This is a genomic window from Pseudomonas sp. B14(2017) (genome assembly GCF_002113255.1).
Lineage (GTDB): Bacteria > Pseudomonadota > Gammaproteobacteria > Pseudomonadales > Pseudomonadaceae > Aquipseudomonas > Aquipseudomonas putida_Z.
Genome location: NZ_NEJY01000005.1, coordinates 130,449 through 154,795, shown reverse-complemented (window position 1 = coordinate 154,795; position 24,347 = coordinate 130,449). Strand labels below are relative to the sequence as shown.

The window sequence follows — 24,347 nt, the reverse complement described above, 5'->3', positions numbered from 1 at the left end:
CAATGGCTAAGGTATTCGCAATCGCGAACCAGAAAGGTGGTGTGGGCAAGACAACCACCTGTATCAATCTCGCCGCCTCGCTGGCCGCGACCAAGCGTCGTGTGCTGCTGATCGACCTCGATCCGCAGGGCAACGCCACCATGGGCAGCGGTGTGGACAAGCACGAGCTCGAGCACTCGGTTTACGACCTGTTGATCGGGGAATGCGACCTGGCCCAGGCCATGCATTACTCCGAGCACGGTGGTTTCCAGTTGCTGCCGGCCAACCGTGACCTGACCGCCGCCGAAGTGGTGCTGCTGGAAATGCAGGTCAAGGAGAGCCGCCTGCGCAACGCCCTGGCGCCGATTCGCGAGAACTACGACTACATCCTCATCGACTGCCCGCCGTCGCTGTCGATGCTCACGCTCAACGCCCTGGTCGCCTCCGATGGCGTGATCATCCCGATGCAGTGCGAGTACTACGCACTGGAAGGTCTCAGCGACCTTGTGGATAACATCAAGCGCATCGCCGCCCGGCTGAACCCGGAGCTGAAGATCGAGGGCCTGCTGCGGACCATGTACGATCCGCGCCTGAGCCTGAACAACGATGTCTCGGCGCAGCTGAAGGAGCACTTTGGCCCGCAGCTGTACGACACGGTCATTCCGCGCAACATTCGCCTGGCCGAGGCCCCGAGCTTCGGCATGCCGGCCCTGGCCTACGACAAGCAATCGCGAGGCGCGCTGGCTTATCTGGCGCTGGCCGGGGAACTGGTACGCCGTCAACGCCGTCAATCACGCACTGCACAAACAACTTAAGGAATCCGTATGGCCGTCAAGAAACGGGGTCTCGGACGTGGGTTGGATGCACTGCTCAGTGGTCCTTCCGTCAGCGCGCTCGAAGAGCAGGCTGTGAAGATCGACCAGAAAGAACTGCAACACCTGCCGGTCGAGCTGATCCAGCGTGGCAAGTACCAGCCGCGCCGGGACATGGACCCGGAGGCGCTGGAAGAGCTCGCGCACTCGATTCGCAACCATGGCGTGATGCAACCGATCGTGGTGCGCCCGATCGATGGCAACCGCTTCGAGATCATCGCCGGTGAGCGCCGCTGGCGCGCCACCCAGCAGGCTGGCCTGGACAAGATCCCGGCGATGGTCCGCGAAGTGCCCGACGAAGCCGCCATCGCCATGGCGCTGATCGAGAACATCCAGCGCGAAGACCTCAACCCGCTGGAAGAGGCCCTGGCCCTGCAGCGCCTGCAGCAGGAGTTCGAGCTCACCCAGCAACAGGTGGCCGATGCCGTGGGCAAGTCGCGGGTGACCGTGGCCAACCTGCTGCGCCTCATCACCCTGCCTGACGCGATCAAGACCATGCTCGCCCATGGCGACCTGGAGATGGGCCACGCCCGTGCATTGCTCGGCCTGGAAGAACACCGCCAGGAAGAGGGGGCGCGTCATGTTGTCGCACGTGGCCTCACCGTGCGCCAAACCGAGGCACTGGTTCGCCAGTGGCTCAGCGACAAACCTGATCCGGTCGAACCGAGCAAACCTGATCCGGATATCGCACGCCTTGAACAGCGGCTCGCAGAGCGCCTGGGCTCGGCCGTGCAGATCCGCCATGGCAACAAGGGCAAAGGCCAATTGGTTATTCGCTACAACTCGCTTGACGAGTTGCAAGGCGTGCTTGCTCACATCCGCTGAAACAATTCCCGTTGTAGCGCGCAGTCGGAAATCACTACCGAATAGTTGAATAGGGGTTAATCCACCCCTATACTCTGCGCGCATTTTGTCGGCACAAATTATGCCAAGTCATAACTGACTTGCTGGTCGACTTCCGAGGAGCAGTTGTGATGGAAATCCGCACGCCAAACCGCCTGCCTTTCCATCGCTGGGCGGTTTTCCCGGTACTGCTGGCTCAATTCGTCGTACTGCTGCTGGCAACGTTGGTGTTGTGGCAGTGGAAAGGGGCGGTCAGTGGATATTCAGGCCTTTGCGGAGGTTTGATTGCCTGGCTACCCAATGTGTATTTCGCCTGGAAGGCTTTTCGCTTCAGCGGGGCCCGGGCGGCACAAGCCATCGTCAAGTCGTTCTACGCTGGCGAGGCAGGCAAGATGATTTTGACGGCAGTGCTTTTTGCACTGACCTTCGCAGGAGTGAAGCCACTGGCGCCGTTAGCAGTATTCGGCGTCTTCGTGTTGACCCTTTTGGTCAGCTGGTTCGCGCCCCTGCTGATGAATAAAAGACTTTCGAGACCTTAGGGCGTTTGAGGCAACCATGGCAGCAGAAACCGCTTCGGGCTATATCCAGCACCACTTGCAGAACCTGACCTACGGTCAACTACCAGACGGCAGCTGGGGCTTCGCCCATTCGGCTGCAGAAGCCAAGGCAATGGGCTTCTGGGCGTTCCACCTGGACACCCTGGGTTGGTCCGTCGCGCTGGGTCTGATCTTCCTGTTCATTTTCCGCATGGCGGCCAAGAAGGCGACTTCCGGCCAACCTGGCGGCCTGCAGAACTTCGTAGAAGTGATGGTGGACTTCGTCAACGGCAGCGTGAAGGACTCCTTCCACGGCCGTAGCCCGGTAATCGCTCCGCTGGCGCTGACCATTTTCGTCTGGGTATTCCTGATGAACGCCGTCGACCTGGTACCGGTCGACTGGATTCCTCAGCTGGCCATCCTGATCTCCGGTGACCCGCACATTCCGTTCCGCGCCGTGTCGACCACCGACCCGAACGCGACCCTGGCCATGGCCTTCTGCGTGTTCGCCCTGATCATCTTCTACAGCATCAAGGTCAAGGGCCTGGGCGGCTTCATCGGTGAGCTGACCCTGCACCCGTTCGGCAGCAAGAACATCTTCGTTCAGATCCTGCTGATTCCGGTCAACTTCCTGCTGGAATTCGTCACCCTGATCGCCAAGCCGATCTCGCTGGCACTGCGTCTGTTCGGCAACATGTACGCCGGCGAACTGGTGTTCATCCTGATCGCTGTAATGTTCGGCTCCGGCCTGCTGTGGCTCAGCGGCCTGGGTGTGGTGCTGCAATGGGCGTGGGCTGTGTTCCACATCCTGATCATCACGCTGCAAGCTTTCATCTTCATGATGCTGACCATCGTCTACCTGTCGATGGCTCACGAAGATAACCATTAAGACCGCCTGGCGTGTCTGATAGCCTTCCCCGCCTGTTCGGGGGGAGGGCTTAAAAAGTCCGCAAGGGCATGCTGTACCAAACGATTTGTTTTACCGCTTCAAACTAAAAACCTAACCAATACGACGTAAAAGTCGGGAGGAAAGATGGAAACTGTAGTTGGTCTGACCGCTATCGCTGTTGCTCTGCTGATCGGCCTGGGTGCTCTGGGTACCGCCATTGGTTTCGGCCTGCTGGGCGGCAAGTTCCTGGAAGGCGCTGCTCGTCAACCAGAAATGGTTCCGATGCTGCAGGTTAAAATGTTCATCGTTGCCGGTCTGCTCGACGCCGTAACCATGATCGGTGTTGGTATCGCTCTGTTCTTCACCTTCGCGAATCCGTTCGTTGGTCAGATCGCCGGCTAATCACTCGTCACCACGAGTTGATGGCTGTATGAATTAAGACCGAGCGAGGTGTTGGCGTGAACATTAATGCAACCCTGATTGGCCAATCCGTTGCTTTTCTGATTTTTGTACTCTTCTGCATGAAGTATGTATGGCCTCCGGTCATCACTGCCCTGCAAGAGCGCCAAAAGAAGATTGCCGACGGCTTGGACGCTGCCAACCGCGCAGCTCGCGACCTGGAGCTGGCCCAAGAGAAAGCGGGTCAGCAACTGCGTGAAGCTAAAGCACAGGCAGCCGAAATCATCGAGCAAAGCAAGAAACGCGCTGCTCAGCTTGTCGAGGAAGCCCGTGATCAGGCCCGCGTCGAAGCTGACCGTGTGAAAGCTCAGGCTCTGGCCGAGATCGAACAGGAACTGAACAGCGCTAAAGACGCCCTGCGTGCCCAAGTGGGTGCCCTGGCCGTTGGTGGTGCTGAAAAGATCCTTGGCGCCACAATCGATCAAAACGCGCATGCGGAGCTGGTTAACAAACTGGCCGCTGAAATTTAAGCGAGGGCGATCATGGCAGAACTGACCACGTTGGCCCGACCTTACGCTAAGGCTGCCTTTGAGCATGCCCAGGCCCATCAGCAACTGGCCAATTGGTCAGCCATGCTCGGCCTGGCTGCTGCGGTGTCGCAAGACGACACCATGCAGCGCCTGCTCAAGGCCCCGCGACTGACGAGCGCAGAAAAGGCCGCCACGTTCATTGACGTGTGCGGTGACAAGTTCAATGCACAGGCACAGAATTTCATTCATGTTGCCGCGGAAAACGACCGTCTCCTGCTTCTGCCGGAGATTGCCGCCCTGTTCGACCTGTACAAGGCCGAGCAAGAGAAATCCGTGGACGTGGAAGTCACCAGTGCCTTCGCGTTGAACCAAGAACAGCAAGACAAACTCGCCAAGGTTCTCAGTGCACGGTTAGGCCAGGAAGTGCGCCTGCACGCGTCGGAGGATGCCAGCCTGATTGGCGGCGTCGTCATCCGCGCTGGTGACCTGGTAATCGATGGCTCTGTTCGCGGCAAAATCGCGAAACTGGCCGAAGCATTGAAATCTTGAGTTTGAAGGGGCAGCAGAGCAATGCAGCAACTCAATCCTTCCGAAATTAGTGAAATCATCAAGGGCCGCATCGACAACCTCGATGTGAGCTCCCAAGCCCGTAACGAAGGTACCGTTGTTTCGGTATCCGACGGTATCGTGCGGATCCACGGTCTGGCCGACGTCATGTACGGCGAAATGATCGAGTTCCCTGGCAGCGTATTCGGCATGGCCCTGAACCTGGAGCAAGACTCCGTTGGTGCAGTGATCCTGGGTGCCTATGACACCCTCGCCGAAGGCATGAGCGCCAAGTGCACCGGTCGCATCCTGGAAGTTCCGGTCGGCAAAGGCCTGCTGGGCCGCGTCGTCGACGCTCTGGGTAACCCGATCGATGGCAAAGGTCCTCTGACCACCACCGAAACCGACGCGGTCGAAAAGGTCGCTCCAGGCGTGATCTGGCGTAAGTCGGTAGACCAGCCTGTACAGACTGGCTACAAGTCCGTCGACGCCATGATCCCTGTCGGCCGTGGCCAGCGCGAGCTGATCATCGGTGACCGTCAGATCGGCAAGACCGCCATGGCCATCGACGCCATCATCAACCAGAAAGACTCCGGTATTTTCTGTGTTTATGTTGCTGTCGGCCAGAAGCGTTCCACCGTTGCCAACATCGTTCGCAAGCTGGAAGAAGCCGGCGCCCTGGCCAACACCATCGTGGTCGTTGCCAGTGCTTCGGAATCCGCCGCACTGCAGTTCCTGGCGCCATACGCCGGCTGCACCATGGGCGAGTTCTTCCGTGACCGCGGTGAAGACGCCCTGATCGTTTACGATGACCTGTCCAAGCAGGCCGTTGCCTACCGTCAGATCTCCCTGCTGCTGCGCCGTCCACCAGGACGTGAAGCGTACCCAGGTGACGTGTTCTATCTCCACTCCCGTCTGCTGGAGCGTGCATCGCGCGTTTCGGAAGAGTACGTCGAGAAGTTCACCAACGGTGCTGTGACTGGCAAAACCGGTTCCCTGACCGCCCTGCCGATCATCGAAACCCAGGCTGGCGACGTTTCCGCGTTCGTTCCGACCAACGTGATTTCCATCACCGACGGTCAGATCTTCCTGGAATCGGCCATGTTCAACTCGGGCATCCGCCCTGCAGTGAACGCCGGTGTTTCGGTATCCCGCGTAGGTGGTGCCGCTCAGACCAAGATCATCAAGAAGCTGTCCGGTGGTATCCGTACCGCTCTGGCTCAGTACCGTGAACTGGCTGCATTCGCCCAGTTCGCTTCCGATCTGGACGAAGCGACCCGCAAGCAGCTGGAGCATGGTCAGCGCGTTACCGAGCTGATGAAGCAGAAGCAGTACGCGCCGATGTCCATCGCGGACATGGCCCTGTCGCTGTACGCCGCTGAGCGTGGCTTCCTGACTGACGTAGAAGTCTCCAAGATCGGTAGCTTCGAGCAAGCACTGATCGCCTTCTTCAACCGTGATCACGCTGAACTGATGGCGAAGATCAACGTGAAGGGTGACTTCAACGACGAAATCGACGCAGGCCTGAAAGCCGGTATCGAGAAGTTCAAGGCCACCCAGACCTGGTAAGCCGCAGCGGGGGCTCAGGCCCCCGCTTGCTAACCTGATAGGTGATACATGGCAGGCGCAAAAGAGATTCGCAGTAAGATTGCGAGCATCAAAAGCACGCAAAAAATTACCAGCGCCATGGAGAAAGTGGCGGTCAGCAAGATGCGCAAGGCACAAATGCGCATGGCTGCTAGCCGTCCTTACGCGGAGCGTATCCGCCAGGTGATCGGTCATCTGGCCAACGCCAACCCGGAATACCGCCACCCGTTCATGATCGAGCGCCCTGTAAAGCGCGCCGGTTATATCGTGGTGAGCAGTGACCGTGGTCTGTGCGGTGGCTTGAACACCAACCTGTTCAAGGCCCTGGTCAAGGACATGAACGAAAACCGCGAACAGGGCGTGGAAATCGACCTGTGCGTGATCGGCAGCAAGGGTGCGACTTTCTTCCGCATCTTTGGCGGCAACGTCGTAGCCGCGATCAGCCACTTGGGCGAAGAGCCATCGATCAACGATCTGATCGGCTCCGTCAAAGTAATGCTGGACGCCTACCTGGACGGCCGTATCGATCGCCTCTCGGTGGTTTCGAACAAGTTCATCAACACCATGACCCAGAAGCCAACGGTCGAGCAATTGGTACCGTTGGTGGCAACCCCGGATCAGGATCTCAAGCATCACTGGGACTACCTGTACGAACCCGACGCAAAAGAGCTGCTGGACGGCTTGATGGTGCGTTACGTGGAGTCGCAGGTGTACCAGGCGGTGGTCGAGAACAACGCTGCTGAACAAGCGGCCCGGATGATCGCCATGAAGAACGCCACAGACAACGCCGGTGATTTGATCAAAGAGCTTCAGTTGATCTACAACAAGGCGCGTCAGGCTGCGATCACCCAGGAGATCTCGGAAATCGTCGGCGGCGCTGCCGCGGTTTAACGGTTCAAATATTCAGAGGATCCAGCTATGAGTAGCGGACGTATCGTTCAAATCATCGGCGCCGTCATCGACGTGGAATTCCCACGTGACGTCGTGCCGAGTGTTTACAACGCGCTGAAAGTACAAGGCGCGGAAACCACCCTGGAAGTTCAGCAGCAGCTGGGCGACGGCGTGGTTCGTACCATTGCGATGGGCTCGACCGAAGGCCTGAAGCGCGGTCTGGAAGTCGTTGACTCCGGCGCTGCCATTTCCGTTCCTGTTGGTAAGGCCACCCTGGGCCGTATCATGGACGTACTGGGCAACCCGATCGACGAGGCCGGCCCGATTGGCGAAGAAGAGCGTCGCGGTATCCACCAGCCAGCGCCTTCGTTCGCTGACCAGGCAGGCGGCAACGACCTGCTGGAAACCGGCATCAAGGTTATCGACCTGGTTTGCCCGTTCGCCAAGGGTGGTAAGGTTGGTCTGTTCGGTGGTGCCGGTGTCGGCAAGACCGTAAACATGATGGAACTGATCCGTAACATCGCCATGGAACACAGCGGTTACTCCGTGTTCGCTGGTGTGGGTGAGCGTACTCGTGAGGGTAACGACTTCTACCACGAGATGAAGGACTCCAACGTTCTCGACAAGGTAGCGCTGGTCTACGGTCAGATGAACGAGCCACCAGGAAACCGTCTGCGCGTAGCGCTGACCGGCCTGACCATGGCCGAGAAGTTCCGTGACGAAGGTAACGACGTTCTGCTGTTCGTCGACAACATCTATCGTTATACCCTGGCCGGTACCGAAGTATCCGCACTGCTGGGCCGTATGCCTTCGGCAGTAGGTTACCAGCCGACCCTGGCTGAAGAGATGGGCGTTCTGCAAGAGCGTATCACCTCCACCAAGGAAGGTTCGATCACCTCCGTTCAGGCCGTATACGTACCTGCGGACGACTTGACCGACCCGTCGCCAGCGACCACCTTCGCCCACTTGGACGCCACCGTCGTTCTGTCCCGTGACATCGCCTCCCTGGGTATCTACCCAGCGGTCGACCCACTGGACTCGACTTCGCGCCAGCTGGACCCGAACGTGATCGGCAACGAGCACTACGAGACCGCTCGTGGCGTTCAGTATGTTCTGCAGCGCTACAAAGAGCTGAAGGACATCATCGCGATCCTGGGTATGGACGAACTGTCCGAAGCCGACAAGCAACTGGTAGCCCGCGCTCGTAAGATCCAGCGCTTCCTGTCGCAGCCGTTCTTCGTGGCCGAAGTCTTCACCGGTTCGCCAGGCAAGTACGTTTCCCTGAAAGACACCATCGCTGGCTTCAGCGGCATCCTCAAAGGTGACTACGACCACCTGCCAGAACAAGCGTTCTACATGGTCGGCAGCATCGACGAAGCGATCGAGAAAGCCAAGAAACTGTAATTCCTGCGCCCCGCAAGGGGCGCTATCAGGTTGAGGCAAGCAGATGGCTATGACAGTCCATTGCGATATCGTCAGCGCGGAAGGAGAGATCTTCTCCGGCCTGGTCGAGATGGTAGTTGCGCACGGTAACCTAGGTGATCTTGGTATCGCTCCGGGCCACGCGCCGCTGATCACCAATCTCAAGCCTGGTCCGATCACGCTGACCAAGCAGGGTGGCGCCCAAGAGGTGTTTTACATCTCTGGTGGTTTCCTCGAGGTTCAGCCGAACATGGTCAAGGTGCTTGCCGATACCGTGCAACGTGCTGCAGACCTGGATGAAGCTCAGGCTCAGGAAGCCCTCAAGGCTGCCGAGAACGCCCTGAATCTGAAAGGCGCGGACTTCGACTACGGCGCCGCCGCCGCACGTCTGGCCGAGGCCGCAGCTCAGCTGCGTACCGTCCAGCAAATGCGCAGAGGCAAGTAATCGGCCCTCGGCTGATAACTTCTGTAGCGATTGAGTAAAAGGGTAGCCTCGGCTACCCTTTTTCTTTTTCTGATTTCTCCCCCCGGTCATTTCACTGACCACCCAGGATTGGTAGCCAGTAATGTCACTCGATATCGTTATTCTCGCCGCCGGCCAAGGCACCCGCATGCGCTCGGCGCTGCCCAAGGTGCTGCACCCGGTAGCCGGCAACTCCATGCTCGGCCATGTTATCCACAGCGCGCGCCAGCTGCAGCCGCAAGGTATTCATGTGGTCATTGGCCATGGGGCCGAGCTGGTTCGCGAGCGCCTGGCCGCCGACGACCTGAACTTCGTCATGCAGGACAAGCAGCTGGGTACCGGCCATGCGGTTGCCCAGGCACTACCGGGCTTGACCGCCGAAACCGTGCTGGTGCTGTACGGTGATGTGCCGTTGATCGAAGTGGAAACCCTGCAGCGGCTGCTGGCCAAGGCCAACGAGCAGCAGCTGGGCCTGCTCACGGTGACCCTCGACGACCCGACCGGCTATGGCCGCATTGTGCGTGACGAGCAGGGCAAGGTGACCGCCATCGTTGAGCACAAGGACGCCAACGATGCGCAGAAAGCGATCAAGGAAGGCAACACCGGTATTCTGGCCCTGCCAGCCGCGCGCCTGGCCGACTGGATGGGCCGTCTGTCGAACAACAACGCTCAGGGCGAGTATTACCTGACCGACGTCATCGCCATGGCTGTGGCCGATGGCCTGGTGGTGGCTACCGAACAGCCGCACGACCCGATGGAAGTGCAAGGTGCCAACGACCGCCGCCAGTTGTCGGAGCTGGAGCGCCACTACCAGTTGCGCGAAGGCCGTCGCCTGATGGCCCAGGGTGTGACCCTGCGCGACCCGGCGCGCTTCGATGTCCGCGGTGAAGTGACCGTTGGCCGTGATGTGCTGATCGACATCAACGTGATTCTCGAAGGCAAGGTGGTCATCGAGGACGATGTGCAGATCGGCCCTAACTGCGTGATCAAGAACACCACCCTGCGCAAAGGCGCAGTGGTCAAGGCCAACAGCCACCTCGAAGGCGCCGTGATGGGCGAGGGCAGCGATGCCGGCCCGTTCGCCCGCCTGCGCCCGGGCAGTGTGCTGGACGCCAAGGCCCATGTGGGTAACTTCGTCGAACTGAAAAACGCCCACCTCGGGGAAGGCGCCAAGGCCGGTCACCTGACTTACCTGGGCGATGCCGAAATCGGTGCACGCACCAACATCGGCGCCGGCACCATCACCTGCAACTACGATGGCGCCAACAAGTTCAAGACCGTGATGGGCGAGGACGTGTTCATCGGCTCGAACAACTCGTTGGTAGCGCCTGTGGAAATCAAGGCTGGTGCGACCACTGCTGCCGGATCGACCATCACCCAGACCGTGGAGGCAGGCGACCTGGCGGTGGCTCGTGCCCGTCAGCGCAACATCTCGGGTTGGAAGCGGCCGGAGAAGATCAAGAAGAGCTGAGTTATACACAGCTGTTTCGATCGAAAGCCGACTTATGTGAATAAGTCGGCTTTTTTCTTGGTCGTTTGGTGTTACTTGTGGGAGCGGCCTTGTGTCGCGAAAGGGCTGCGAAGCAGCCCCGGCAATATTCGCGTTACCTGTGAAATCATTGGGGCCGCTTTGGGGCCCTTTCGCGACACAAGGCCGCTCCCACAAGGGCATGGCGATTGCCGGAAGAAACTATCCACAGGCAGTGACACCTTGACGAATCGCTCATCTTAGGTTTTGATTGCCACCATTATCTTTCGAATCGAAACTTAAGCGCTCATGTCGAAACGAAACACCCCTCAGCGGCGGCACAACATCCTGGCTTTGCTCAGCGAGCAGGGCGAGGTGAGTGTGGACGCGTTGGCCAAGCGTTTCGCTACCTCGGAAGTCACCATCCGCAAGGACCTCGCTGCCCTCGAAACCAACGGCCTGTTGCTACGGCGCTACGGTGGCGCGGTCCCGGTGCCACAAGAGTTGCTCGGTGAACCTGCCCAGCCGGTGTCTTCCTATAAAAAGGCCATCGCCCGCGCCGCCGTGGCACGTATCCGCGAACATGCGCGCATCATCATCGACAGCGGTAGCACCACGGCAGCCATGATCCCCGAACTGGGGCGCCATCCTGGCCTGGTGGTGATGACCAATTCGATGAACGTGGCCCGCGCTATCTGCGACCTCGAACACGAGCCGGTGCTGCTGATGACCGGTGGCACCTGGGACCCGCATTCGGAGTCGTTCCAGGGCCAGGTGGCCGAGCAGGTGTTGCGCTCCTACGATTTCGACCAGCTGTTCATCGGCGCCGACGGCATCGACCTCGGTCGTGGTACCACCACCTTCAACGAACTTCTCGGGCTGAGCCGGGTCATGGCCGAAGTCGCCCGTGAAGTGATCGTGATGGTCGAATCGGACAAGGTAGGGCGCAAGATCCCCAACCTCGAGCTGCCCTGGGGCAGCGTGCACACCCTTATTACTGACGAACGCCTGCCCGCAGCGGCACGCGAACAAATTCAAGCCCGCGGCATCAACCTGATCTGCGCCGCGATCAGCCAGGAGCAATAAACCATGTGTGGAATCGTTGGTGCCGTCGCCGAGCGCAACATCACAGCCATCCTGATCGAAGGCCTCAAGCGTCTTGAGTACCGCGGGTACGACAGCGCCGGCCTGGCCGTCCTCACCCAGAACGGTGAACTGCAGCGCCGTCGCCGTATCGGCAAGGTCAGTGAACTGGAAGCCGCTGTTGCCGCCGAGCCACTGGCCGGCCAGCTGGGCATCGCCCACACTCGCTGGGCCACCCACGGTGCGCCGACCGAGGGCAACGCCCACCCGCACTTCTCGGGCAATGAAGTGGCCGTGGTGCACAACGGCATCATCGAGAACCACGAAGAACTGCGCGAAGAGCTGAAGGGCCTTGGCTATGTCTTCACTTCGCAGACCGATACCGAAGTCATCGTCCACCTGATCCACCACACCCTGAAGAGCGTTCCGGACTTGACCGATGCCCTGAAGGCTGCGGTGAAGCGCCTGCATGGTGCTTACGGCCTGGCGCTGATCAGTGCCAAGCAGCCTGACCGCCTGGTAGCCGCACGCAGTGGCAGCCCGCTGGTCATCGGCCTGGGCCTGGGCGAGAACTTCCTGGCGTCCGACCAGCTAGCCCTGCGCCAAGTCACCGACCGCTTCATGTACCTGGAAGAAGGCGACATTGCTGAAATCCGCCGTGACCAGGTCTCCATCTGGGACCAGGATGGCCACAAGGTCCAGCGCGAAACCGTGCAGTACCACGAAGGTGCCGAAGCTGCCGACAAAGGCACCTACCGCCACTTCATGCTCAAGGAAATCCACGAGCAGCCAAGCGTGGTGCAGCGCACCCTGGAAGGTCGCCTGGGCAAGGACAACGTGATGGTCCAGGCCTTCGGCCCGCAGGCTGCCGAACTGTTCGCCAAGGTGCGCAACGTGCAGATCGTTGCCTGCGGTACCAGCTACCACGCCGGCATGGTCGCCCGTTACTGGCTGGAAAGCCTGGCCGGGATCCCGTGCCAGGTCGAAGTGGCCAGCGAGTTCCGTTACCGCAAGGTGGTAGTGCAGCCGGACACCCTGTTCGTCTCCATCTCGCAGTCTGGCGAAACCGCCGACACCCTTGCCGCACTGCGCAACGCCAAGGAGCTGGGCTTCCTCGGCAGCCTGGCGATCTGCAACGTCGGTATCAGCTCGCTGGTGCGTGAGTCGGACCTGACCCTGTTGACCCTGGCCGGCCCGGAAATCGGCGTGGCTTCGACCAAGGCTTTCACCACCCAGCTGGTTTCGCTGATGCTGCTGACTCTGGCTCTGGGCCAGGTGCGCGGTACCTTGGAAGCCGGCGTCGAAGCCGAGCTGGTTGAAGAGCTGCGCCGCCTGCCGGCCCGCCTGGGCGAAGCCCTGGCCATGGACGCCACCGTCGAGAAAATCGCCGAGCTGTTCGCCGACAAGCACCACACCCTGTTCCTCGGCCGTGGTGCGCAGTACCCGGTGGCGATGGAAGGTGCGCTCAAGCTCAAGGAAATCTCCTACATCCACGCCGAAGCCTACCCGGCAGGCGAGCTGAAGCACGGCCCGCTGGCGCTGGTGGATAGCGACATGCCGGTGGTAACCGTTGCGCCGAACAACGAACTGCTGGAGAAGCTGAAGTCCAACCTGCAGGAAGTACGCGCCCGTGGTGGCGAGCTGGTAGTGTTTGCCGACGAGCAGGCCGGCATGACCAATGGTGAAGGTACCCACGTGATCAAGGTGCCGCACATCGCCGACGCCCTGGCGCCGATCCTGTACACCATCCCGCTGCAGCTGCTGTCTTACTACGTGGCCGTGCTCAAGGGCACCGACGTGGACCAGCCGCGTAACCTGGCCAAGTCGGTTACGGTCGAGTAAGCCAGAAGCCAGGGGCGCTTTGCGCCCCATCGCGACACAAGGCCGCTCCTACAGGAGAACGCAATTTCCTGTAGGAGCGGCCTTGTGTCGCGATGGGCTGCAAAGCAGCTCCCCGGCTATCTCACATCAAATCTGCATCGCCATCCCGTCCACATTCATCGCTGCCTGGCGCAAGGCCTCGGAGCGGGTCGGGTGGGGGTGGCAGGTGAGGGCGATGTCTTCCGCCGAGGCCGAGAACTCCATGGCCACGCAGAACTCACCGATCATCTCGCTGACACTTGGGCCTACCAGGTGTACACCCAGCACTTCGTCGGTCTCGGCATCGGCGATGACCTTGGCGAAGCCTTCGGTCTCGTGGTTGATCTTGGCCCGGCTGTTGGCCGTGAACGGGAACTTGCCGACTTTATAGGCACGCCCTTCGGCCTTGAGCTGCTCTTCGGTCTTGCCCACGGTGGCCAGCTCCGGGCGGGTGTAGATCACGCCAGGGATAAGGTTGTAGTTGACCTCGTGGGGCTTGCCGGCGATGCGTTCGATGCAGGCCACCGCTTCGTCTTCGGCTTTGTGCGCCAGCATCGGGCCGGAGGTGACGTCGCCAATCACCCAGATACCCGGCACGGAAGTGCGGTGGTGGTCGTTGCCGAGCATGCCGCGCTTGTCGGTTTCCAAGCCCACGCTTTCCAGGTTGAGCCCTTTGGTATAGGGGCGTCGGCCGATGGCGACCAGTACATAGTCAGCTTGCAGCGTTTCTGCGGTGCCACCGGCGGCCGGCTCCAGGGTCAGGTTCACGCCTTCGGCGCTGGCGCTGGCGCTGGCCTGGGTCACCTTGCTGCCCAGCTTGAACGCCATGCCTTGCTTGGCCAGGGCCTTCTGCAGGGTCTTGGCGGTTTCTTCGTCGGTGCCCGGGCAGATGCGGTCGAGGTATTCGATGACCGTGACCTGGCTGCCCAGGCGGCGCCATACCGAACCCAGCTCAAGGCCGATCACGCCGGCGCCGATGACGACCAGGTGCTTGGGCACCTGTGGCAGCGACAGCGCGCCGGTCGAGTCGATGATGCGCTGGTTGTCGATGGTCACGCCCGGCAGGGGCGTAGGTTCGGAGCCGGTTGCAATGACAATGTCCTTGGCCTGCAGTGCGGTTTCGCTACCGTCCTCAGCCTTGACCACGACCTTGCCGACGCCGTCCAGGCGGCCCCAGCCCTTGATCCAGTCGACCTTGTTCTTGCGGAACAGGTACTCGATGCCCTTGGTCAGGCCGGTCACGCTCTCGTCCTTCTGTTTCATCATCTGAGCGAGGTTGAGGGTAGGTTTGACTTCGATACCGAGGTGGGCGAACTCGTCACCACTGGCGGCTTCGTACAGCTCGGAAGCATGCAGCAACGCCTTGGAGGGCATGCAACCCACGTTCAGGCAGGTGCCGCCCAAGGTCGAGCGGCCTTCCACGCAGGCTACGCTCAGGCCCAGCTGGCCGGCGCGGATGGCTGCGTTGTAGCCGCCAGGGCCACCGCCGATGATCACCACGTCATAGGATTTCATGGGTTCAACTCCAGGATGAAGAAGCGCAAGAGGGGCACAAGGTTAAGCTGAGATGCAAAAATTGTATACAATCTGCTGCGTGGATAAGATCAGTTGGTTCTAGACCATGGTCTCGTTTAGAGGAAACATCCCACGAATGAACTACTCTGATCCGGCGACGTTCGAAATATCAGGCGTCGTGGCCAAATACGGACAGGAGGGTCGTTCATGCTTGCGCAACTTCCACCGGCACTGCAGAGCCTGCATCTGCCGCTGCGGCTGAAACTGTGGGACGGTAACCAGTTCGATCTGGGGCCTAGCCCGCAGGTCACTATCCTGGTCAAGGAGCCACAGCTGATCAGCCAGTTGAGCCACCCGAGCATGGACCAGCTGGGCACGGCATTCGTCGAAGGCAAGCTGGAGCTGGAGGGCGATATTGGTGAAGCCATCCGCGTATGCGATGAGCTGAGCGAAGCGCTACTGACCGATGAGGACGACGCCCCACCGCAGCGCCGGGCCCATGACAAGAGCACCGACGCCGAAGCCATTTCCTACCATTACGATGTTTCCAACGAGTTCTACCAGCTATGGCTGGATCAGGACATGGCCTACTCGTGCGCCTACTTCCGCGAGCCGGACAACACGCTGGATCAGGCACAGCAGGACAAATTCGATCATCTGTGCCGCAAGCTGCGTCTGGACGCAGGTGACTACCTGCTCGACGTCGGCTGCGGCTGGGGCGGGCTGGCGCGTTTCGCTGCTCGCGAATATGGCGCCAAGGTGTTTGGTATCACCTTGAGCAAGGAGCAACTCAAGCTCGGTCGCGAGCGGGTGAAGGCAGAGGGGTTGGCCGACAAGGTCGACCTGCAGATTCTCGACTACCGCGACCTGCCTCAGGATGGCCGCTTCGACAAGGTTGTCAGCGTTGGCATGTTCGAGCATGTGGGGCATGCCAACCTGGCGCTGTATAGCCAGAAGCTGTTCGGTGCCGTGAGGGAAGGGGGGCTGGTGATGAATCACGGTATCACCGCCAAGCATGTCGATGGCCGCCCGGTCGGGCGTGGCGCTGGCGAGTTCATCGATCGCTACGTCTTCCCCCATGGCGAGCTGCCGCACCTGTCGATGATCAGTGCCAGCATCTGTGAAGCGGGCCTGGAGGTGGTAGACGTGGAAAGCCTGCGTTTGCACTACGCCAAGACCTTGCACCACTGGAGCGAGAACCTGGAGAACCAGCTGCACAAGGCGGCGGCGCTGGTGCCCGAGAAGACCTTGCGCATCTGGCGTCTGTACCTGGCCGGGTGTGCCTATGCCTTCGAGAAGGGCTGGATCAACCTGCATCAGATTCTGGCCGTGAAGCCGTACGCCGATGGGCACCATGACCTGCCTTGGACGCGTGAAGACCTGTATCGCTGAATTGCTCCAAAGCACGCAAGCGCGACACCGTACCCTGTGGGAGCGGGTTTACCCGCGAATGCGTCGGTACAGCCACTGACGTCTTCGCGGATAAACCCGCTCCCACAAGGTCCGCGATACCCATAGAGGGGCCTACTCGCATCAGAGAATCGGCGAAATCAGCCGCGCAATCCGCATCCCCAGTTGCTGCAGCCGATGAGTATCGCGGCTGTCCTCCGCAGTAATTTCCCGTGCCTGTTCAAAGTCATTGTTCAGCATGTTCTCGACCTGGTCAGCGAAGCCGCGGTCGACCGTGAGCAGGGTGATTTCGAAGTTCAGGCGGAACGAGCGGTTGTCCAGGTTGGCACTGCCGATCGCGCTGACATCGTCATCCACCAGCACCACCTTCTGATGCAGGAAGCCCGGTTGGTAGCGGAACATGCGCACACCCGCACGTACCGCTTCGAAGGCGAAAAGGCTGGAGGCGGCATAGACGATGCGATGGTCCGGGCGTGACGGAATCAGCACTCGCACATCGACCCCACGCAGTACCGCCAAACGCAACGCGGCGAACACCGCCTCGTCGGGGATGAAGTACGGGCTGGTGATCCACACCCGCCGGGTGGCTGAATGGATCGCCTCAAGGAAGAACAGCGAGCAGGTTTCCTGTGGGTCGGCCGGGCCGCTGGCCAAGGCTTGGCACAGCACGCCGTTGTCCGGGTAGGTATCCGGCAGAATCAACGGCGGTAGCTGGCGCGTGGCCCAGTACCAGTCTTCGGCGAACGATTCCTGCAGGCAGGCCAGCACTGGCCCGCTGATCTGCACATGGGTGTCGCGCCAGGGTGAGAGCTGCGGGTGGCCACCGAGGTACTCATCGCCCACGTTGTGCCCGCCGATGAAACCGAGCAAGCCATCCACCACCACGATCTTGCGGTGGTTACGGAAGTTCACCTGGAAGCGGTTGAACCAGCCACGACGGGTTGCGAAGGCATGAATCTGTACACCACCGTCGCGCAGCAACTGGCTGTAGCTTGCCGGCAAGGCATGGCTGCCGACACGGTCATACAGCACGAACACCCGCACCCCCTCGGCGGCCTTGCGCAGCAGCAGTTGCTGCAGCGCTTTGCCAAGGTTGTCGTCATGGATGATGAAGAACTGCACCAACACCACGTCGCGGGCTTTTTCGATGGCGGCGAATATTGCATCGAATGTTGCCTTGCCATCGATCAGCAGCTTCACCTCGTTATTGGCAAGGCAGGGCATGCGCCCGAGCTTGGGCATGGCGCGCAACGCCGCATAGCTTTCCGACTCGCGGGCGGTAAGGGCTTCTTCTACCCAAGGCCGCCAGTTGAGGTTGGCCATGGCCACATGCATTTCCTGGTTGGCCTGGCGCCGGGCCTTGATGTAGGCATAGAACGAGCGCGCACCGAAGATCAGGTAAGGGATCAGGGTGAGGTAGGGGATGAAGAACAACGGCATGGCCCAGGCGATTGCGCCTTGGGCAGTGCGCACAGTGAACAGTGCGTGCAGTGCGGCGACGATACCCAGCAGGTGAACCAGGCCGAGTAGGTAACCGAAGAAGTAGGGGCTGTGGTAGTCCATATGCATCCTGCTTGCCGAGTACACTTGAGTAACAGAACACGTTCCCGGTCCGCCTTGCAACCTGCAGGTGGATTTGGCGTCTAAGGCTCAGCCCGGCCCGCTTGGCCGGCTTTTTCCAGGAGCGTTCGTCCATGAAGATTCGTCTGCCACTGTTGGCGTTGGCCCTAGGTGTGAGCAGCCCGCTGGTGCATGCTCAGATGCTACAGCCAGGTTTGTGGGAGCTGACCACCAGCAACATGCAGGTCGATGGCAAGCCGTTACCCGACATGGAGTTCATGCTCGGCCAGTTGAAGAACCTGCCGCCAGAGCAGCGCGCGATGATGGAAGGGGTGCTGGCCAAGCAGGGAGTGACTGTTGGGGGTAAGGGGGTGCGCTCTTGCCTGACGCCAGAACAGGTGGCAACCAACGATATCCCACTGCAGGACCCGAAGTCAGGGTGTACCCAGAAGATCACCGACCGCACCGGCAATGTGTGGAAATTTCAGTTCAGCTGCCCCAAAGCGCAGGGCAGCGGCCAGGCGACTTTCCTCAGTGACCGGGAATTCACCACCCAGGTCAACGGTACGTTCAACGCCTCGGGTGTACAGCAGCAAGGCAGCATGAACACCCGTGCCGTGTGGTTGGGCAATGACTGCGGCTCGGTCAAGCCGCGCAGCTGACATCCCATTGCCACTGGCTGGTCGCGACAGCATCGTGGGCATGCAGGCTTTCTGCATGTTCCACGCGCAGCTTGAAGGCCGTGCTCCATTCCATTTGCCGTAGCGCCTTGTGCAGGCGTCGTGCGGCGTCTTCGCAGAACATCAGGTTCTGGCCGTTGGCCAAGGCAAAGGCTTGTTCGTCTGCGCGCTTCACTGCGGTCTGCACCGCTGTCCCCAGGCTTGCTTCTATGCGGTCGATCAACTCGGTGATTGGTAAAACCTGCTGATTGCTGCGCAGTCTTACCTGAATTTGCGCGCTACTACGTTGGCTATGGGGCGTCGCTACGATGCCTTCGGCGCTGCCAAGCCACTGTAAGACTGCAGATTTGTCGACCTGCTCGGCGCTGAAATGCGCCTGGAACTGCTGCTGAATCAGCTGCCGTGCAAGTGCAGCCGAGCATGGGCAGGTCGAGGAGTAAGGGACGGAAACGGATAGTTCCACGTGGAACATTTCATTTTCGATCCTTGCATCGACTGTGACGGCATAGCTTTTCCAACCCTCCAGCGGGCTGATCAATGCAGGCCTTTTTAGCAGATGCTCGAAGCGCAGACGCAGATAGGCGGCGGAAGAAAGGCCTTCGTGGCTGCTGAGGAAGTCAGCCAGCAGCTGGCGGATGGTGAGCGGCGTCAGAGGCTGATGCTCCAACGACTCAAGGGCGAGATAAAGCCGCGACATATGGATACCGCGTGAGCTGCCGTCTACCAGGCTGACGCCGGCATCGACAGTGGCTGCTGCTGTGCGCCCCTCGAACTGCACAGGTTGGGCGATCCCGCACATACCCACCCAGTTCAAAGGCAAGGCGTATTCATGGGTTTGTGCGGCAATGTCGGGGAGCTTGAGCTGAGTCATCTGGTATTCCAAACAAAAGGGAGATCAGCGGCCACCACCGATCAAGCTGCAATGCCGGGAAGGGCACCTGTCACTTGGCGGGTTCATTTATCCTCCCGGGGGCACTCGTTCGTCACGAACGGCTTGGCGAAATTGTATTGTTACTTTATAACATTGTGCAATGCATCGTTTCGAATGCGCTCGCCTGAAGAGGTTTCGCCATGTCCAACCGTCTCCCTGTCACCGTGCTGTCCGGCTTCCTTGGCGCCGGCAAGAGCACCTTGCTCAACCATGTGCTGCGTAACCGCGACAACCTGCGGGTTGCGGTCATCGTCAATGACATGAGCGAAATCAACATCGATGCCAGCGAGGTGCAGCGCAACGTAAGCCTCAACCGTGCCGAGGAGAAGCTGGTGGAGATGAGCAATGGCTGCATCTGCTGCACGCTGCGTGAAGACCTGCTCGAGGAGGTGGCGCGGCTGGCCGAAGAAGGGCGTTTCGATTATTTGCTGATCGAGTCCACGGGGATCTCGGAGCCACTGCCGGTGGCCGAGACCTTCACCTTCCGCGACGAACAGGGCCGTAGCCTGTCCGACATGGCGCGCCTGGACACCATGGTCACTGTGGTCGATGGCCTGAACTTCCTGCGTGATTACCAGGCAGCAGACAGCCTGGCCAGCCGTGGCGAAACCGTGGGTGAGGAGGACGAGCGCTCGATCAGTGACTTGCTGATCGAGCAGGTCGAGTTCGCCGATGTACTGTTGCTGAGCAAGATCGACCTGATCAGCCAGCACGAACGCGAAGAGCTTATAGCCATTCTGCGCAGCCTCAATGCCCGGGCGCAGATCGTGCCCATCGTCATGGGCCAGGTACCGCTGGAACGTATCCTCGACACCGGCCTGTTCGACTTCGACCAGGCTGCCCAGGCACCGGGCTGGCTGCAAGAGTTGCGCGGGGAGCATGTGCCGGAAACCGAAGAGTACGGCATTGCCGCCACCACCTGGCAGGCCCGGCGCCCCCTTCATCCACAGCGCTTTTTCGACTTTATCCACACGCCCTGGAGCAATGGCCGACTGCTGCGTTCGAAAGGCTTTTTCTGGTTGGCCAGCAAATACCAGGAGGCCGGCAGTTGGTCGCAGGCAGGCGGCATGATTCGCCATGGCCTGGCGGGCCGCTGGTGGCGTTTCGTGCCGCGCGAGCAGTGGCCACAGGATGTGGATAACACCGCCGCGATCTTGAAGAACTGGGTTGCCGAGAGCGGTGACTGCCGCCAGGAACTGGTGTTCATCGGGCAGAATATTGACTTCGAAAAATTATCCACAGCACTCGATGCATGCCTTTTGACCGATCAGGAAATGGAATTGGGGCACATGGGCTGGTTGCGCCTGCCCGATCCGTTCGGTCCATGGCATGAGGAGACCGCAGCATGAACCCTGCACGCAAGCCTGTGGATATTTTCCAGGTATTTGGCGAGACACCGCAGGTGCTGACCGATGTGCTGCAGGATGGCGTGAACCTGGCGGTATGGCGCCGACGCTTGCCGCCACAACTGGAGGACTTTGCCGCGCTGGTGGTCAGCCTCGGCCAGCCCTTGGCAGACCAGCGCGTCATCGATGTGGACGAGCAGCACCTGCCGGTATTCACCGAACTCTTGCGCGAAGCGGCCGACTTGCACGGCTATGAGGCATTCGTGGCGGATGTGGCCTGGCTGGTGGCGGCCTATACCTGCCTGGTGGGTGCGCAGCGGGTAGGTTTGCGCCTGCGGGTACTGACAGGCCCCATGTGCCCGCGCTTCCATGTGGATAACGTTCCGCTGCGTCTGCTCACTACCTACGCAGGCCCAGGTAGCGAGTGGTTGAAAGAGGACGCGAGCCCTCGTGGCAACTTACACACAGCAATACTGCCTGTGGATAACGTTCAGCACCTGCAAGCTGGCGATGTGGCTGTGCTCAAAGGTGAGAAGTGGCAGGGCAACGAAGGCGCGGGTCTGGTGCACCGCTCGCCCTCGGGGCAGCTGGGGCGCCTGCTGCTCAGCCTTGACTGGCTGGCCTGACAGCGCATAGTGAGGCATCACCATCGCCCGAAGCCGCCCCATGCTGCAGAACATTCCCGCCCACGTGATTGCCGGCCCGCTGGGTGCCGGCAAGACCACCCTGATCCGTCACCTGCTGGCCCAACGCCCAGCCAACGAGCGCTGGGCGGTATTGATCAACGAATTCGGCCTGGTAGGCCTGGATGCGGCCTTGCTCAGCCGTGACGAAGACGGCATCGCCATCGGCGAGGTCGCAGGTGGCTGCCTGTGCTGCGTCAATGGCATGCCGTTCCAGGTGGGCCTGGGCCGACTGCTGCGCAAATCCCGCCCTGACCGGCTGTTCATCGAGCCGTCCGGGCTGGGTCATCCCTTGCAGTTGCTTGCTCAGTTGCAAAAAGCCCCTTGGGCTGGAGTGCTGACAATACAGCCCCTTCTGATGGTCGTGGACGCGCAGTCGATGGTCCGGAACGAGCAGCTTCCGGAGGCTCAACAGCAGGCGTTCGATGCTGCTGAAAGCGTTGTCTTGAACAAATCAGAGGCTGTGGATGAAAGTACTAAGTTGTTGATAACTAATAGATTTCATGGAAAGAAAATCTTCTGGACCGTCCAAGGTAGGCTGCCCTTGTCGGACCTTCCGGCTGTAACTAATGGCATTGTCGACAGCTCGGTTGTGGATAACAGGATTGTCGACAATCTTGTAAATCCACCGACAGCGCTATGGGCAGACCCCGGGCAGCCGATCTGTCTTGCACAGCAGGGAGAGGGAGGTTGGAGCATCGGCTGGCGCTGGCACCCTGGCCAGCAGTTTTATCCACAGCGGCTGCAGGAGTTCTTGCGGGCTTGGCCGTGGCGGCGCGCGAAGGGGGTTATCCACAGCGTGGAGGGCTGGCAATCATTCAATGGCCTGAATGGGGACATGCCCGCCTGGCAGCCCAGCGACTGGCGCAGGGATACGCGTATCGAGCTGATTTTCGACCAGCCGCAATCGCAATCCGCGCTGCAGGCCGGGTTGAGCGAATGTCGTGTCAGCTGATCAGTTGCGCCAGCGGTTGTGCTCCTGGCGCCACTGCTGCATCTCGATGACATTGTCGGTGCGCGGGGGGGTCTTGATCTCGAACGGGTAGGGCGCCAGTTCGATCTGCACGCTGTGGGCGCCGAACTGGGTCACGGTACCGGGGTGGCGCTGTTCGCCCGTGACGGTGAACTCGAAGGCGTAGACGCGCGCCAGGCGCTTGCGGCCGTTGGCGTCACGGACAAAGGCGATACGCTTGAGTGCGACCGCGTCGTCGAGCAGTTCGAGGTCGAGCTTGGCGCAATGCTGTTTGACCCGTTCCAGGGCTTTCTCGCGCAACCCGTGGTTGTGCCACAACCAGGCGCCTGCCGTGGCGACCAGCATCAGGACGAAGAGGTTTTCCAGGGTCAACATTTGCGTATGCTCCAAACAGGTCGATCCAGCTTAACTGCGTCCCTGGCCTGTCGTACAGGTGGCAATCGAGTTCATACTGCGTTGCGCACAATCCCTGAAACAGCTTTGGAAACCTCCCGCATGAAACGTACCCCGCATCTGCTCGCCATCCAGTCCCACGTGGTGTTCGGCCACGCCGGCAACAGCGCCGCGGTGTTTCCCATGCAGCGTATCGGGGTCAATGTGTGGCCGCTCAATACCGTGCAGTTCTCCAATCACACACAGTATGGCCAGTGGGCGGGTGAAGTGCTTGCCCCCGCGCAAATTCCTGCGCTGGTGGAAGGCATTTCCAACATCGGCGAGCTGGGCCATTGCGACGCGGTGCTGTCCGGTTACCTGGGCAGCGCCGAACAAGGTCGGGCGATTCTGGCCGGCGTCGAGCGGATCAAGGCAGTCAACCCAAAGGCTTTGTACCTTTGCGACCCGGTCATGGGGCACCCTGAGAAGGGCTGCATCGTGCCAGCGGAAGTCAGCGAGTTTCTGCTCGACGAGGCGGCTGCCAGGGCTGACATCCTGTGCCCCAACCAGCTGGAACTGGACAGCTTCTGTGGCCGCCGAGCGCAGTCGCTGGAGGACTGCGTGAACATGGCGCGCAGCCTGTTGCAGCGCGGGCCGCAGGTGGTGCTGGTCAAGCACCTGGCCTACCCCGGGCGCGCCGAAGACCAGTTCGAGATGCTGCTGGTGACTGCCGAGCAAAGCTGGCACCTGCGCCGCCCGCTGCTGGCGTTCCCGCGGCAGCCGGTAGGGGTGGGTGACCTGACCTCAGGCCTGTTCCTGGCCCGCGTTCTGCTCGGCGACAGCTGGGTGCAGGCGTTCGAATTCACCGCTGCGGCCGTACACGAAGTGCTGCTCGAAACCCAGGTCTGCTCCAGCTATGAACTGCAGCTGGTGCGGGCCCAGGACCGCATTGCGCACCCGAGGGTGCGCTTCGAGGCACAGATGCTGGCGCTTTAAATCGCGTCGGTTTTCAGGTCCTGGTAGCGCTTTTCCAGCTCCTGGCGGATCTGTCGGCGCTGCTGGCCCTGCAGGAAGCGGCGCTTTTCTTCACTGCTTTGCGGCTGGCGCGGCGGTACCTGCACCGGGCGACGGTTGTCGTCGACCGCGACCATGGTGAAGAAGCAGCTGTTGGAATGGCGCACCGAGCGCTCGCGGATGTTCTCGGTCACCACCTTGATGCCCACCTCCATCGAGGTGTTGCCGGTGTAATTGACCGACGCCAGGAAGGTCACAAGTTCACCCACGTGCACCGGCTCACGGAAGATCACCTGGTCGACCGACAGGGTGACTACATAGCTGCCGGCATAGCGGCTGGCGCACGCATAGGCCACTTCGTCGAGGTACTTGAGCAGGGTGCCGCCATGTACGTTGCCAGAAAAGTTGGCCATGTCCGGGGTCATCAGGACGGTCATGCTCAGCTGGGCGTTTCCAGGTTCCATAGTGTGCTCACGGTGAGGTTGCGCTGAATCG

25 protein-coding genes are annotated in these 24,347 nt (G+C 60.6%); 20 read left to right on the top strand and 5 right to left on the bottom strand.

From position 1 onward, the window contains the following. The first annotated feature begins 2 nt into the window (after positions 1-2). The 14 genes from CAG34_RS06650 to glmS all read left to right on the top strand — a co-directional run bounded on the left by CAG34_RS06650 (position 3) and on the right by glmS (position 13,350). Positions 3-794: a ParA family protein gene (locus tag CAG34_RS06650; protein ID WP_012274913.1), complete on the top strand. Its 792-nt coding sequence runs from the start codon at positions 3-5 to the stop codon at positions 792-794. A 9-nt stretch (positions 795-803) separates the two neighbouring features. Next, positions 804-1,676: a ParB/RepB/Spo0J family partition protein gene (locus CAG34_RS06645; RefSeq protein WP_075046821.1), complete on the top strand. Its 873-nt coding sequence runs from the start codon at positions 804-806 to the stop codon at positions 1,674-1,676. Between the two features lie 149 nt (positions 1,677-1,825). Further along, positions 1,826-2,233, top strand: coding sequence for a F0F1 ATP synthase subunit I (locus tag CAG34_RS06640; protein ID WP_008092225.1), 408 nt, complete (start codon positions 1,826-1,828; stop codon positions 2,231-2,233). A 16-nt stretch (positions 2,234-2,249) separates the two neighbouring features. Further along, the gene (gene atpB, locus CAG34_RS06635; protein WP_003260030.1) at positions 2,250-3,119 is read left to right on the top strand and encodes a F0F1 ATP synthase subunit A; all 870 of its coding nucleotides are present in this window, start codon (positions 2,250-2,252) and stop codon (positions 3,117-3,119) included. Between the two features lie 144 nt (positions 3,120-3,263). Beyond that, positions 3,264-3,521 carry a F0F1 ATP synthase subunit C gene (atpE, locus tag CAG34_RS06630; protein WP_003097235.1) on the top strand — a complete coding sequence of 86 codons (258 nt, stop codon included), beginning with the start codon at positions 3,264-3,266 and terminating at the stop codon, positions 3,519-3,521. A gap of 56 nt (positions 3,522-3,577) precedes the next feature. Beyond that, positions 3,578-4,048, top strand: coding sequence for a F0F1 ATP synthase subunit B (locus CAG34_RS06625; RefSeq protein ID WP_003260032.1), 471 nt, complete (start codon positions 3,578-3,580; stop codon positions 4,046-4,048). A gap of 12 nt (positions 4,049-4,060) precedes the next feature. Then, a complete protein-coding gene (locus CAG34_RS06620) occupies positions 4,061-4,597 on the top strand; it encodes a F0F1 ATP synthase subunit delta (protein WP_003253191.1) in 537 nt (178 codons plus the stop codon). A gap of 21 nt (positions 4,598-4,618) precedes the next feature. After that, positions 4,619-6,163 carry a F0F1 ATP synthase subunit alpha gene (gene atpA, locus CAG34_RS06615; protein WP_013974906.1) on the top strand — a complete coding sequence of 515 codons (1,545 nt, stop codon included), beginning with the start codon at positions 4,619-4,621 and terminating at the stop codon, positions 6,161-6,163. 48 nt (positions 6,164-6,211) lie between these two features. Continuing rightward, positions 6,212-7,072: a F0F1 ATP synthase subunit gamma gene (gene atpG, locus CAG34_RS06610; RefSeq protein WP_013974905.1), complete on the top strand. Its 861-nt coding sequence runs from the start codon at positions 6,212-6,214 to the stop codon at positions 7,070-7,072. Positions 7,073-7,099: 27 nt separating this feature from the next. Further along, on the top strand, positions 7,100-8,476 hold the full coding sequence (gene atpD / locus CAG34_RS06605; RefSeq protein ID WP_013974904.1) for a F0F1 ATP synthase subunit beta: 1,377 nt from the start codon (positions 7,100-7,102) through the stop codon (positions 8,474-8,476). A gap of 43 nt (positions 8,477-8,519) precedes the next feature. Beyond that, on the top strand, positions 8,520-8,939 hold the full coding sequence (locus CAG34_RS06600; RefSeq protein ID WP_003260039.1) for a F0F1 ATP synthase subunit epsilon: 420 nt from the start codon (positions 8,520-8,522) through the stop codon (positions 8,937-8,939). Between the two features lie 121 nt (positions 8,940-9,060). Further along, the gene (gene glmU / locus CAG34_RS06595) at positions 9,061-10,428 is read left to right on the top strand and encodes a bifunctional UDP-N-acetylglucosamine diphosphorylase/glucosamine-1-phosphate N-acetyltransferase GlmU (protein WP_085588874.1); all 1,368 of its coding nucleotides are present in this window, start codon (positions 9,061-9,063) and stop codon (positions 10,426-10,428) included. 306 nt (positions 10,429-10,734) lie between these two features. Then, positions 10,735-11,511, top strand: a complete 777-nt coding sequence (locus CAG34_RS06590; protein ID WP_015268400.1) for a DeoR/GlpR family DNA-binding transcription regulator — start codon at positions 10,735-10,737, stop codon at positions 11,509-11,511. A 3-nt stretch (positions 11,512-11,514) separates the two neighbouring features. Further along, complete coding sequence (gene glmS / locus CAG34_RS06585) at positions 11,515-13,350, top strand: glutamine--fructose-6-phosphate transaminase (isomerizing) (RefSeq protein WP_075046819.1); 1,836 nt, start codon at positions 11,515-11,517, stop codon at positions 13,348-13,350. A gap of 126 nt (positions 13,351-13,476) precedes the next feature. Here the strand turns inward: glmS and lpdA are convergent, their stop codons facing one another. Further along, positions 13,477-14,883 carry a dihydrolipoyl dehydrogenase gene (lpdA, locus tag CAG34_RS06580; RefSeq protein ID WP_085588873.1) on the bottom strand — a complete coding sequence of 469 codons (1,407 nt, stop codon included), beginning with the start codon at positions 14,881-14,883 and terminating at the stop codon, positions 13,477-13,479. A gap of 207 nt (positions 14,884-15,090) precedes the next feature. Here lpdA and cfaB point away from each other — a divergent pair, with 207 nt between their 5' ends. Continuing rightward, positions 15,091-16,275, top strand: a complete 1,185-nt coding sequence (gene cfaB / locus CAG34_RS06575) for a C17 cyclopropane fatty acid synthase CfaB (RefSeq protein ID WP_085588872.1) — start codon at positions 15,091-15,093, stop codon at positions 16,273-16,275. 141 nt (positions 16,276-16,416) lie between these two features. On the opposite strand, the gene cls is transcribed toward cfaB, so the two are convergent. Next, a complete protein-coding gene (gene cls, locus CAG34_RS06570; RefSeq protein WP_085588871.1) occupies positions 16,417-17,856 on the bottom strand; it encodes a cardiolipin synthase in 1,440 nt (479 codons plus the stop codon). Positions 17,857-17,987: 131 nt separating this feature from the next. Here cls and CAG34_RS06565 point away from each other — a divergent pair, with 131 nt between their 5' ends. Then, positions 17,988-18,515 carry a DUF3617 domain-containing protein gene (locus tag CAG34_RS06565; protein WP_015272374.1) on the top strand — a complete coding sequence of 176 codons (528 nt, stop codon included), beginning with the start codon at positions 17,988-17,990 and terminating at the stop codon, positions 18,513-18,515. Here the strand turns inward: CAG34_RS06565 and folE2 are convergent. Then, complete coding sequence (gene folE2, locus CAG34_RS06560) at positions 18,499-19,404, bottom strand: GTP cyclohydrolase FolE2 (RefSeq protein WP_039612366.1); 906 nt, start codon at positions 19,402-19,404, stop codon at positions 18,499-18,501. The two genes, CAG34_RS06565 and folE2, sit on opposite strands and share 17 nt — an antisense overlap. 200 nt (positions 19,405-19,604) lie before the next feature. Here folE2 and zigA point away from each other — a divergent pair, with 200 nt between their 5' ends. From zigA to CAG34_RS06545, 3 genes are read left to right on the top strand one after another with little or no spacing between them, the layout of a single operon-like run. Beyond that, entirely contained in the window at positions 19,605-20,813 is a 1,209-nt protein-coding gene (gene zigA, locus CAG34_RS06555) for a zinc metallochaperone GTPase ZigA (protein ID WP_085588870.1), read from the top strand. Continuing rightward, positions 20,810-21,436 carry a DUF1826 domain-containing protein gene (locus tag CAG34_RS06550; protein ID WP_085588869.1) on the top strand — a complete coding sequence of 209 codons (627 nt, stop codon included), beginning with the start codon at positions 20,810-20,812 and terminating at the stop codon, positions 21,434-21,436. Before zigA ends, CAG34_RS06550 begins: the two co-directional genes overlap by 4 nt. A 40-nt stretch (positions 21,437-21,476) precedes the next feature. After that, the gene (locus CAG34_RS06545) at positions 21,477-22,448 is read left to right on the top strand and encodes a GTP-binding protein (protein ID WP_085588868.1); all 972 of its coding nucleotides are present in this window, start codon (positions 21,477-21,479) and stop codon (positions 22,446-22,448) included. Here the strand turns inward: CAG34_RS06545 and CAG34_RS06540 are convergent, their stop codons facing one another. Next, positions 22,449-22,841: a DUF3301 domain-containing protein gene (locus CAG34_RS06540; RefSeq protein WP_015272369.1), complete on the bottom strand. Its 393-nt coding sequence runs from the start codon at positions 22,839-22,841 to the stop codon at positions 22,449-22,451. A 120-nt stretch (positions 22,842-22,961) separates the two neighbouring features. Between CAG34_RS06540 and pdxY the strand changes: the two genes are divergently transcribed. Continuing rightward, a complete protein-coding gene (gene pdxY / locus CAG34_RS06535; RefSeq protein WP_085588867.1) occupies positions 22,962-23,834 on the top strand; it encodes a pyridoxal kinase PdxY in 873 nt (290 codons plus the stop codon). Here pdxY and CAG34_RS06530 read toward each other — a convergent pair. Further along, positions 23,831-24,316 (bottom strand): acyl-CoA thioesterase, encoded by a 486-nt coding sequence (locus CAG34_RS06530; RefSeq protein WP_003260046.1) that lies wholly within the window; start codon positions 24,314-24,316, stop codon positions 23,831-23,833. The two genes, pdxY and CAG34_RS06530, sit on opposite strands and share 4 nt — an antisense overlap. Positions 24,317-24,347 lie beyond the last annotated feature (31 nt).